The 10,236-nt window shown below is 71.7% G+C and carries 11 protein-coding genes; 3 read left to right on the plus strand and 8 right to left on the minus strand.

Annotated elements, in window-relative coordinates; genetic code table 11:
• Positions 1–14: 14 nt before the first annotated feature.
• Both HII36_RS29245 and HII36_RS29250 read right to left on the minus strand, forming a co-directional pair.
• Entirely contained in the window at positions 15–1,550 is a 1,536-nt protein-coding gene (locus HII36_RS29245; RefSeq protein ID WP_173526492.1) for a long-chain-fatty-acid--CoA ligase, read from the minus strand.
• Between the two features lie 105 nt (positions 1,551–1,655).
• On the minus strand, positions 1,656–2,555 hold the full coding sequence (locus HII36_RS29250) for a LysR family transcriptional regulator (RefSeq protein WP_173526493.1): 900 nt from the start codon (positions 2,553–2,555) through the stop codon (positions 1,656–1,658).
• 86 nt (positions 2,556–2,641) lie between these two features.
• Between HII36_RS29250 and HII36_RS29255 the strand changes: the two genes are divergently transcribed.
• Both HII36_RS29255 and HII36_RS29260 read left to right on the plus strand, forming a co-directional pair.
• Complete coding sequence (locus tag HII36_RS29255) at positions 2,642–3,496, plus strand: alpha/beta fold hydrolase (protein WP_173526494.1); 855 nt, start codon at positions 2,642–2,644, stop codon at positions 3,494–3,496.
• Positions 3,493–4,305, plus strand: a complete 813-nt coding sequence (locus HII36_RS29260; protein WP_173526495.1) for an LLM class flavin-dependent oxidoreductase — start codon at positions 3,493–3,495, stop codon at positions 4,303–4,305. Before HII36_RS29255 ends, HII36_RS29260 begins: the two co-directional genes overlap by 4 nt.
• A gap of 55 nt (positions 4,306–4,360) precedes the next feature.
• On the opposite strand, the gene HII36_RS55915 is transcribed toward HII36_RS29260, so the two are convergent.
• Both HII36_RS55915 and HII36_RS29265 read right to left on the minus strand, forming a co-directional pair.
• Positions 4,361–4,594, minus strand: coding sequence for a cytosine permease (locus HII36_RS55915; RefSeq protein WP_217370108.1), 234 nt, complete (start codon positions 4,592–4,594; stop codon positions 4,361–4,363).
• On the minus strand, positions 4,540–5,757 hold the full coding sequence (locus HII36_RS29265) for a purine-cytosine permease family protein (protein WP_217370109.1): 1,218 nt from the start codon (positions 5,755–5,757) through the stop codon (positions 4,540–4,542). Before HII36_RS29265 ends, HII36_RS55915 begins: the two co-directional genes overlap by 55 nt.
• A 114-nt stretch (positions 5,758–5,871) precedes the next feature.
• Between HII36_RS29265 and HII36_RS29270 the strand changes: the two genes are divergently transcribed.
• Positions 5,872–6,336, plus strand: coding sequence for an NUDIX hydrolase (locus HII36_RS29270; protein WP_173526496.1), 465 nt, complete (start codon positions 5,872–5,874; stop codon positions 6,334–6,336).
• A 36-nt stretch (positions 6,337–6,372) separates the two neighbouring features.
• Here the strand turns inward: HII36_RS29270 and HII36_RS29275 are convergent, their stop codons facing one another.
• From HII36_RS29275 to HII36_RS29290, 4 genes are all read right to left on the minus strand, one after another.
• Positions 6,373–6,906, minus strand: a complete 534-nt coding sequence (locus HII36_RS29275) for a DUF1062 domain-containing protein (protein ID WP_407940831.1) — start codon at positions 6,904–6,906, stop codon at positions 6,373–6,375.
• Between the two features lie 302 nt (positions 6,907–7,208).
• Positions 7,209–7,745 carry a dihydrofolate reductase family protein gene (locus HII36_RS29280; RefSeq protein ID WP_173526497.1) on the minus strand — a complete coding sequence of 179 codons (537 nt, stop codon included), beginning with the start codon at positions 7,743–7,745 and terminating at the stop codon, positions 7,209–7,211.
• Between the two features lie 111 nt (positions 7,746–7,856).
• A complete protein-coding gene (locus tag HII36_RS29285; RefSeq protein ID WP_173526498.1) occupies positions 7,857–8,534 on the minus strand; it encodes a response regulator in 678 nt (225 codons plus the stop codon).
• Positions 8,507–9,652 carry a sensor histidine kinase gene (locus HII36_RS29290; RefSeq protein ID WP_173526499.1) on the minus strand — a complete coding sequence of 382 codons (1,146 nt, stop codon included), beginning with the start codon at positions 9,650–9,652 and terminating at the stop codon, positions 8,507–8,509. Before HII36_RS29290 ends, HII36_RS29285 begins: the two co-directional genes overlap by 28 nt.
• Between the last annotated feature and the right edge of the window lie 584 nt (positions 9,653–10,236).

Consider the following 10,236-nt stretch of genomic DNA (forward strand, 5'->3'; position numbering starts at 1 on the left):
TGCCCGCGCGGCGGCTAGCGCAGTTCGCGTTTGAGGATCTTGCCGGTCTCGGTCATCGGCAGGCTGTCGCGGAACTCGACGATGCGCGGGTACTTGTAGGCGGCCAGGTTCTCCTTGGACCAGGCGATGAGGTCGTCCTCGGTGGCCGTCGCGCCGGGCGCCGGGATGACGTACGCCTTGACCTCCTCACCGTACGTGTCGTGCGGCACGCCGACCACCGCGACCAGCGATACCGCCGGATGCGTCATCAGCACCTCCTCCAGCTCACGCGGGTACACGTTGAAGCCGCCCCTGATGATCATGTCCTTGGTGCGGTCCACGATGGAGTAGTAGCCGTCCTCGTCGCGGGTGGCGATGTCGCCGGTGCGGAACCAGCCGTCGCGCAGCACCTCCGCGGTGGCCTCGGGACGTCCGTGGTAGCCCTTCATGATGTTGTGCCCGCGGATGGCGATCTCTCCGGGGCCCTCGCCCTCGATGGTGTTCCAGTCGCGGTCCACCAGCCGCATCTGCACGCCCCAGATGGGGAAGCCGACGGTGCCCGGCTTGGTGGGCCGGCTGAGCTGGTTGAAGCAGGCCGCGGGCGAGGTCTCCGACAGTCCGTAGCCTTCCAGGATCGGGATGCCGAAGGTGGACTCGAAGTCCTTGAGCACCTCGACCGGGCAGGCGGCCGCCCCCGACACCGCCACGCGCAGGGTCGTGGGCACCTCGGCGCCGTCCGCGTGGATCTTCGACAGCATCGCCCAGTACATGGTGGGCACCCCGGCGAACATGGTCACCTTCTCCCCGCGCATGAGCTCCAGCGCCTGGCCAGGCTCGAAGCGCGGCAGCAGCACGAGCGTGGCGCGGCGGCGCAGGCTCACGCTCATCACCGAGATCTGGCCGAAGGAGTGGAAGAGCGGCAGCACGGCGAGCATGACGTCGCCGTCGGGGTCGGTGGGGAACATCTCGTCGCTGACCATGGTGTTGATCAGCAGGTTCGCGTGCGTGAGCTGGGCGCCCTTGGGCCTGCCGGTGGTGCCGGAGGTGTAGAGGATGGCCGCGACGTCCTCCGGCCCGGTGCGCACGGTCTCGAACTCGCCGGGCATGCCGTCCAGCGCCGCCCAGATCGATTCGCCGTGCTCGGACTCGGTGGCCAGCGGCGTGGCGGGCAGGACGAAGAAGTCCGCGCAGCCGTCGACGTCGTCGAAGGCCGCCCGTCCCCGCGCGCCCATCGGCAGCTCGGGCGTGCCTTCGAAGCAGAAGAACGCCTTCGCGTCGCTGTCGTCCAGGTGGTAGACGATCTCGCGCGGCTGCAGCAGCACGTTGAGCGGGACCACGGTCGCCCCGGCCTTGAGTATGCCGAAGTAGACGAAGGGGAAGTAGGGCACGTTCGGGCAGAGCAGCGCGACCTTGTCACCCTTGCCGATCCCCCGGGCCACCAGGAGGTTGGCCACCTGGTTCGCGACGGCGTCCACCATGGAGTACGGCAACCGCAGGTCGCCGAAGACCAGGGCGGTGCGGTCGGGAACGCGGCGGGCGCTGTCTTCCAGAATGATCGACAGGTTGAGCATCGTGACCCTCTCGTCGGAACCGTCGTCCCCCGCCAGGATGCTCCGGTGGATCTCGCCGATACTTGTACGAACGTGCCGACTTCCGGCTCGTTCGTACAAGTCCGGTCAGGACTGCGGTGGGGTGAGCCCGGCCGCGACCTCGGCCGCGATCTCGATCGCCCGGCCGGCCAGCGGCGAGTGCGTGCGTCCGGACCGCCAGTGCAGGTAGATCTCCCGTGGCGGCGGGGACGGCCGCAGCTCGTGCACGCGGAGCCGATCGTCCGAGTCGGCGCCTGCGCCCCGGACGGCGAGCCATGGCAGCACCGCCGAGCCCAGCCCGGCCCGCACCATCGACAGCAGGGTGTCGTTGACCGCGCTGCGGAACACCACGCGCGGCCGGGCGCCGCCGCGCTCGATCGCCTCTTCCATCCAGGGCTGGGCGCAGGTCAGCGGCCAGGCCACCATCGGCGCGCCGTCGAGCAGTTCCAGCGGGACCGGGCCGTCGGGGAAGGCGCCGGCCCTGGCCACCAGCAGGTACGGGTCGTCGAGCAGCTTGCGGCACTCGACGTCGTCGTCCACGCGTCCGTCGTAGAACAGCAGGTCGAGGTCGCCGATGCGGGGTTGCTCCGGCTCCTCCTCCGACAGCCTGATGTCGCAGCCGGGGTGCTCGTCACGCAGCCGCCGGATCACCGACGGCAGGATGACGCTGGACACGCTCTGGAAGGTGCCGATGTCGATCCGGCCGTCCCCCGACTTGAACCGCTCCACCGCGTCGGCCAGCGCCTGCGCCCGCGCCAGCAGTTCGCGGCCCTGGCCGAGCACCACGGCGCCGAGCGGGGTGAGCCGCACCGGCCTGGGCCCGCCTGGACGGTCGAACACCGGGCCGCCGACGGCCCTCTCCAGCGCGGCGATCTGCTGGCTCACCGTGGACTGGGTGTATCCGAGCCGGACGGCCGCCCGGCCGAAGGTGCCTTCATCGGCGATGGCGGCCATCGCCGCCAGGTGACGTAACTCAAGGTCGATCACAAAGCCCAGCTTAATCGCCAAGCGCGATCGACACGATCGCGGATCATCGCTTTCCACGATGGATCGGCGAGCCTAGCGTGTCGGACATGAACGCTCATCAGTCCAACGGCGAGCACCTGCTCCCGGTCAACGGCGTCGAGCTGTGCGCCGAGACGTTCGGCGACCGCGCCGACCCGGCGATCGTGCTGGTCGCCGGGGCGGCCGCGTCGATGTTGTGGTGGGAGGACGAACTGTGCGCACGCCTCGCCGCGCACGGCAGGTTCGTGGTCCGCTACGACCAGCGCGACACCGGCCGGTCGACCTGCTACCCGCCGGGACGGCCCGGCTACTCCTTCACCGACCTGGCCCTGGACGTGCTCGGCGTCCAGGACGCGCTGGGCGTCGAGCGCGCCCACCTGGTCTGCCAGTCGATGTCCGGCGGGATCGGGCTCATCCTCGGCGCGGACCATCCCGGCCGGGTCGCGTCGCTGACGTTCGTGTCGACCTCCACCGGGGCGGGCGACCTGCCGCCGCCCTCGGCCGGCCTGCGGATACCGCCCGAGCCGGACCCCGCGGACAGGGCCGCGGTCGTCGCGTACGTGGTGGCCGCCGCGGGCGCGTACGCGGGCGGCTCGCCGTACTTCGACCGGGCCGCGACGCGCGCGCTGGTCGAACGTGACGTGGCACGCGCGCGCAGCTACGCCTCGACCCTGGTCAACCACTACGCCATCGCCTTCGACGGCCCGGACCTGGACGGCTTCGCCCGGATCACCGCGCCGACGCTGGTGGTCCACGGCGACCACGACCCGGTCCTGCCGCCGGCGCACGGCCTGGCGCTGCGCGACGCGATCCCCGGCGCGGAGCTGCTGGTGCTGAAGGGCGCCGGGCACGACCTGCCGGCCCCGGTCTGGGACGAGTTCGTGCCCGCCCTGGTGCGGCACACCGCCGGGGTCCGGTCATGAGCCGCCGGCCGCGGTCGGCGCTGTGGCTGCCGATCTTCGACGAGCTCGCCGACCCGCTGGTGGTCGCGCGCCTGGCCGCCGAGGCCGAGGAGGCCGGGTGGGACGGCTGCTTCGTCTGGGATCAGGTGTGCTGGCGGCCCCCGGTCCGGCAGGTCGCCGACCCGTGGATCGTGTTGTCGGCGATCGCGACCTCGACCGAGCGGCTGCGGCTCGGCCCGATGGTGTGCTCGCCGCCCCGCCGGCGGCCGGCCAAGCTGGCGCGGGAGACCGCGACGCTGGATCGGCTCAGCGGGGGCAGGCTGACCCTGGGCGTCGGCATCGGCGACGACAGGTTCGCGGGCGAGCTGTCCAGGACCGGCGAGCAGCTCGACGACCGGCGGCGCGGGCGGATGCTCGACGAGTCCCTGTCGATCCTGGCCGCGGCCTGGTCGGGCGAGCCGGTGCGCCATCGCGGCGAGCACTACACCGTCGACGACATCACGTTCCTGCCCCGGCCGGTGCAGCGGCCCGGCGTGCCGGTGTGGGCGGCCGGGTTCCCCGGCAACGTCCGGCCGATCCGCCGCGCCGCCCGGCTCGACGGCTTCTTCCCGGTCAACCTGGTGCACCCCGACCAGCTCGCCGAGGTCGCCGGCACGCTCGCCGAGCTGCGACAGGGCGAGACGTCCGGCTTCGACCTGGCCGTCAGCCTGCCGCTCGGCACCGACCCGGAGCCGTACGTGCGGGCCGGCGCGACCTGGTGGCTGCCGGAGTTCGACCCGGGCGTACGGCTCGACGTGGTGCGCGGCGTGCTCCGCGACGGCCCGGCCTGACGCTTCTGGCGACGCCGGTTTCGGGGACGCCGGCTTCGGCGACGCCGGCCCGAGGTCACGGCGGGTTCGAGGTGCGTTTCGCCCACGGGTAGTACAGCGCGGCGGTCGCCGCCAGGCCGACGATCCAGGAGATGTCGGCGCCGCCGAGCAGTTCGGTCACCGGCCCGGTGTAGAGCTTCTGGGCCAGGAACGGGATCTGAATGGCCACCCCGAACGCGTAGCAGACCAGCGCGGTCACGTTCCAGCGGCCGTAGCGTCCCGCCGGGTCGTACAGGGCGGGCAGGTCCACCCGTTCCCTGAGATCAGGTAGTAGTCGGTGAGGTTGATCGCGCTCCACGGCGTGAACACCATGAGCAGCACGAGCAGGAAGTTCTTGAAGTTGTTCAGGAAGTCGGCGCTGGCCACGATCGCCACGGCGACCGACACGGCGGTGAAGCCGACGATGTAGAGCGCGCGGGTCACCGGCGAGATCGTGGAACGGCCGGTGAACGCGGTCACGGTCGTCAGCAGGCACATGAAGCCGCCGTAGGCGTTGAGCGTGTTGACGGTCAGCTTGCCGACCACGATCACGATGTAGATCAGCAGCGCGACGGCGGCCGGCCCGGCCAGCTCGCCGACGAACCCGACCTGGTCCTTGACGAACGCGTCGCCGGAGACGGCCGCGATCAGCGCGCCCAGCGTCATCGCCCACTGCGAGCCGATCACGCTGCCCAGGAACGTGCCGGTGAACGTGGCCCGCTCGCTGGTGTGGCGCGGCAGGTAGCGGGAGTAGTCTGCGACGTACGGGCCGAAGGTGAGCTGCCAGGCCGCCGCCAGCCCCACGGCCAGCAGGAACGTGGGCGCGTCGAACGACCCGGCGCCGACGACCGCGCCCACGTCGTATCTGGTGAACACGGCGATCAGCAGGTAGCCGAGCCCGCAGACGCCGACCACGGTGGCGACCCGGCCCACGGCGTGGATGAGCCGGTAGCCGGTGACCGCGACGATCGCCGTCAGCGCGCCGAACAGCAGGATGCCTGCGGTGGCCGGCACGTTCAGTATCCGGCCGAGCGCCTGGCCGGCCAGCACGCTGCCGGTCGCGGCGAAGCCCAGGTACATCAGCACGACCAGCACCAGCGGGACGACCGCGCCGTGCACGCCGAACTGCGCCCGGCTGGAGATCATCTGGGGCAGGCCGAGCCGCGGCCCCTGGGCGGAGTGCAGCGCCATCACCACGCCGCCCAGGACGTTGCCGATGAGCAGGGCGATGATCGCCCAGAGCGCGTCGGCGCCGAAGACGACGGCGAGCGCGCCGTCCACGATGGCGGTGATCTGCATGTTGGCGCCGAACCAGAGGGTGAACTGGCTGCGCGGGGTGCCGTGCCGCTCGGCGTCGGGGATCACGTCGATCGTCCGGCGTTCCACGACGGGGGCCTGGATCGGGGTCTGGATCGGCGCTTCGTCTGGGTTCATGGCGGTCCGCCTCTCGTCGCGTCACGGGGGGATGGGGTCGGGGAGACGTACGATGCGGTTCCGTCCTGTATACCGTGCCTGTGTGTCGTGCCCGTCGCCCCCCGGAGGATGCCGGTGAAGAAGCTGATCGCCCGGCTGTGGCTGAGTCTGCGCGGATCCGTGCAGTGGCGGCTGCTCTACCTGTCGCAGGCCAAGTTCATGGTCGGGGTGACCGGCGTCGTCCGCGACCCGGACGGGAACGTGTTGCTGCTGCGGCACCGCTTCTGGCCGCGGGAGCGCCAGTGGGGCCTGCCGACGGGCGGCGCGAAGCGCGGCGAGACGTTCGAGCAGGCGGTCGCGCGCGAGGTCAGGGAGGAGACCGGGCTGGAGGTGCGGGTCGGTGAGCTGGTGCATCTCGGGAGCGGTTTCCAGCTGCGGATCGAGGTCGCCTACGCGGCCGAGTACGCGGGCGGCGGCCGGATGCGGCTGAACGACATGGAGATCCTCGACGCCCGCTGGTGCGCACCAGGCGACCTGCCGCAGAACCTGTTGCAGGCCCACCGGCGGCTGATCGAGTCGTCGCTCGCCCACGACGGGTAGGCGGGGGACCCGGCCCGGTCCCCCGCCACCCGGCCGCTACGCGGCGGGCATGACCACGAACGAGAAGCCCGTGATCGTGGTGCGCCTGAGCGGCTGGTCGCTCTTGATCCGCCGCTCGACCTCGCCCCTGCTGAAGCCGAGCCCGTGGGCGATCAGCCAGTCGGGACGGATCGGCACGGGATCGAGGAAGGCGACGTCCACCCGGTACGGCCAGTCCGCCTCGACGGCCGACGAGTCCAGCCGCCAGGCGCCGCGCCAGTCGAGGGCGAACCGGTTGCGCCGGGCGATGGCGGGGTCGAGCAGCGTGCGCGCGACCATCGCCGGATCGTTGCGCTCGAACGCGCGGAGCCTGGCCGGATCCAGCGACCGGACCGGCACCCGCTCATGGATGTTGATCTTCGTGGTCCGATCGCAGCGGACACATCGGACGAGCAGCCACACGTGCAGCAGCTTGCCGTTGGCGTTGACCCGGAACCTGCCCTCGCCGACGGTGGCCGACTCCGCCTGGCAGTCGAGGCAGCGCAGGGCGAGCAGCGGCAGCCTGGTCCGCCGCACGGTCCAGGGCAGCACCATCTGGGGAACTACGGTCCTGGGCTGCCCGGTCCTGGGCAGCACGGAATGATCTCTATGGGATTGTGCAGACATGATCTCTCTAAGACCTGACACGAAACGCTGAGCGGCCAGGGCGGCCCGGATCGCGGGCAGCCCGGCGGGACCGACGACGAGGTCGGTGCGAAAGCGCGGAAGAAGATGTCAGGCGGCGAGAGCAGGCGGCGTCACGCGATGGTCCCCACGACGAATCCGATGGTGCGGCCGCACGCTATCGGCCCGGCGGCCGGCACCACAATCGAATTTCCCCCCGTGGGCCCCGGTCAGGAGGCGGGGCGGTAGACCAGGTCGAGCACCCCGGTCGAGAACGCCTGGCTGTGCACCAGGTCCAGCTTCTGCGTCATCCCGTCCTCGAACAGCTTCTGGCCCGAACCGACCGCGACCGGGTGCAACAGCAGCCGCAGCTCGTCCAGCAGCCCGTTGGCCAGCAGCCAGCGCACCGTCACCGTGCTGCCGGTCATCAGAATGTCCCCGTCCACGCTCTCCTTCAGCTGCCGCACCGCCCCCGCCTCGCCCGGCAGCACCGTCGTGTTCTTCCACGACGGATCACGCAACGTACTGGAGATCACATACTTCGGGATGTCGTTGAAGTAGCTCGCGTACGGCTCGTCGGTGCTGGTCGGCCAGTACGCCGCCCACCCGTCGTAACCCTTGCGTCCCATCAGGAACGCCTTGTTCCTCTCCATCCCCGCACCGATGACCGCCATCATCTCGTCGTTGATGTACGACATGTGCCAGCTCTCCGGCGCCTCCACGACACCGTCCAGCGCGATGAAGAAGTTGGCGACGATCTTGCCCATGTTGTCTCCTCTCGAAGCCGGTTCCGATACGGAGACGCTAGGCGGCTCACCCGAGCGCGCGGACGTGCCGGACGTCACCGTTGTCCGCCATGACTTCCGGCACTTCCCCGCTCACCGCGACAGCAGGCCGAGTTCGAGCGCGCGGAGCACGGCCCGCGTCCGGTCCCGCACCCCGAGCTTGAGCAGCACGCTCGACATGTGGTTCTTCACGGTGCCCTCGGCCAGGTGCAGCCCGTGCGCGATCTGCCGGTTGGACCAGCCCGCGGCGGCGAGCCGCAGCACGTCCAGTTCCCTGGGGCTGAGCGGTTCCGGCCGGTCGAAGCCCTCGATCGGGTCGCGGGGCTCGGCCACCGCGCGCAGCAGCCGGTCCGTGAGCGCCGGTTGGAGCACCGTGCCGCCGTTGGCCAGCGACTGCAGCGCGCTCACCACCTGGGCGAGCGTGACGTCCTTGAGCAGGTATCCGCGGGCGCCGGCGCGCAGCGCGCGCAGCACGAGCTCCTCGTCGTCGAACGTGGTGAGCACGAGCACCGGCACCCTGATGCCCCGCTCGCGCATCTCCTCCAGCGTGGAGATGCCGTCGCGGCCGGGCATGCGCAGATCGAGGAGCAGCACGTCGACGTCGTGTTCCGCGAGCAGGCGCAGGGCCTCGTCGCCGTCGGCGCCCTCGTCGACGACCTCGATCTCCGGCGCCAGCGCCAGCAGGCTCCTGATGCCCTGCCTGACGAGCGTCTGGTCGTCGACGAGCAGCACGCGGACGGGGCTCACGCCGGCCGCCCCGCGGGCAGGCATCCGGCGACGGTGAATCCGGCGCCGGGGGCGGAATTGAAGGTCAGGGTGCCGCCCAGCGACTCGAAGCGTTCGCGCATCCCGGTCAGTCCGTTGCCGGGGGCGAGGTCGGCGCCGCCGCGGCCGTCGTCGCGGGCCTCGACCCTGATGCCGTCGGCGTCGGCGCGGACCACGACGTCGAGCCGGCCGGCGCCGGCGTGCCGCAGGGTGTTCGTGATGGCCTCCTGGACGCAGCGCAGGATCACCTGCGCCTGCTCGCCCTCGACCGGTCCCGCCTCGCTGACGTCCAGCGACACCTCCAGGCCGGGGACGTCGCGGGTCAGCGGGTGGAGCACCGCTTCGAGCGGACGCCGTCCCGAGCGCATCTGCCCGACGGTGACGCGGACGTCGCCGAGCAGGTCCCTGGCGATGGCGCGGGCCCGGGTCACGTGCTCGGCGCCGTCGCCGTCGCCATCGCCGTCGATCAGGTGTGAGGCGACCTCCAGCTCCAGGATGAGCGCGGTGAGCTGGTGTCCGACCACGTCGTGCAGCTCGCGCGAGATGCGCAGCCGCTCGGCGTCGCGGCCGGCGGCCTCCAGCAGGGTGGCGGCCGCGCGCAGCTCCGCGTGCGCGATCGCCGTCTCGCGCCGGGCCTCCGCCTCGCGCCGTCCCGCGCCGACGACGAGCGCCGCGAACCCCTGGACGCTCCCGTACACGACCACCGCCATTACCACGTCGTACGCCGGCCACCCGCTGGCCGCCACCCCCGCCACGACCGCGGCGGTCTGGACGGCGACCACGGCGACGACCGCCCGCTGCGACCAGGCGAACGCCGTGCTCGCCACGGTCACCACGAACAGGATCGCGGTCCAGCCCTGGTTCGGGTACAGCAGGAAGACGGCGATGCCCAGCACCACCAGCCCGAGCAGCGGCGCGTGCCCCGGCAGCCGTCCCGGCCCGGGCAGGTACCGGCAGACGACCAGCAGGACCGCCAGGTAGAGCAGGTAGGCGGTCCACCACCACGCGGCGTGCGTGGGCCCGCCGAAGGTGCTGATCATCATCTCCAGCATCACGGCGACGCCGGCGGCGAACGCGCAGGTCAGCCCGGCTACCGCGCTCTTGCGTTCCAGGGTCCGGGACATCAGTGCGGCCACCTCATGTCCGTATCGTAGGTACTCGACGGGGGGCGGGGTGGGTGCCGAAAGTCATGGCCGGCGTCGGACGTCTGGTTCCGGTGCGGGGCTGCCGGCGGCGTAGCGGTCCCGGAGACGCGGCCCGGCGGGCATGCTTTGGGCGAACAACCCCGGCCGTGACCCGTTCCTCGTCCGGCCTCGGATCCGGGTGGCCATCGTCACTCACACCGGCCAGGAACCGGCCGGTCGGGTCGAACATGACGGTGTCGAACAGCTCGCGGGGGCCCGCTGAGCACCGCGTGCAGCCGGTGGTCGCCACAGACGTCCCCGATGCGGATCGTGACGCCGCCCGCCCTCCGGGGCGTAGCCTCCAACGGCTGGGCGGACCGGCCTCCCAACGCCCGAGTCGGAGGACTCAGCACCGGGGTCAGCACCGGGGTTGGAGGGCTCAGCACCGGGGTTGGAGGGCTCAGCGCCGGGGACGGAGGGCCAGGGCCGTCAGCAGGGAGACCAGCAGGCCACCCGTCCCGGCCACCACGAACGTCATCCGCGCCGACGTCAGATCCAGCAGCACCGCCCCGCCCACGTACGAC

It is taken from the genome of Nonomuraea antri (genome assembly GCF_013283785.1).
Classification (GTDB): domain Bacteria; phylum Actinomycetota; class Actinomycetes; order Streptosporangiales; family Streptosporangiaceae; genus Nonomuraea; species Nonomuraea antri.

Coding starts and splice junctions, on each gene's coding strand:
- HII36_RS29245 (WP_173526492.1), bottom strand. CDS start 1,550: ATGCTCAACCTGTCGATCATTCTGGAAGACAGCGCCCGCCGCGTTCCC.
- HII36_RS29255 (WP_173526494.1), top strand. CDS start 2,642: ATGAACGCTCATCAGTCCAACGGCGAGCACCTGCTCCCGGTCAACGGC.
- HII36_RS29260 (WP_173526495.1), top strand. CDS start 3,493: ATGAGCCGCCGGCCGCGGTCGGCGCTGTGGCTGCCGATCTTCGACGAG.
- HII36_RS29265 (WP_217370109.1), bottom strand. CDS start 5,757: ATGAACCCAGACGAAGCGCCGATCCAGACCCCGATCCAGGCCCCCGTC.
- HII36_RS29280 (WP_173526497.1), bottom strand. CDS start 7,745: ATGGGCAAGATCGTCGCCAACTTCTTCATCGCGCTGGACGGTGTCGTG.
- HII36_RS29285 (WP_173526498.1), bottom strand. CDS start 8,534: ATGCCTGCCCGCGGGGCGGCCGGCGTGAGCCCCGTCCGCGTGCTGCTC.
- HII36_RS29290 (WP_173526499.1), bottom strand. CDS start 9,652: ATGTCCCGGACCCTGGAACGCAAGAGCGCGGTAGCCGGGCTGACCTGC.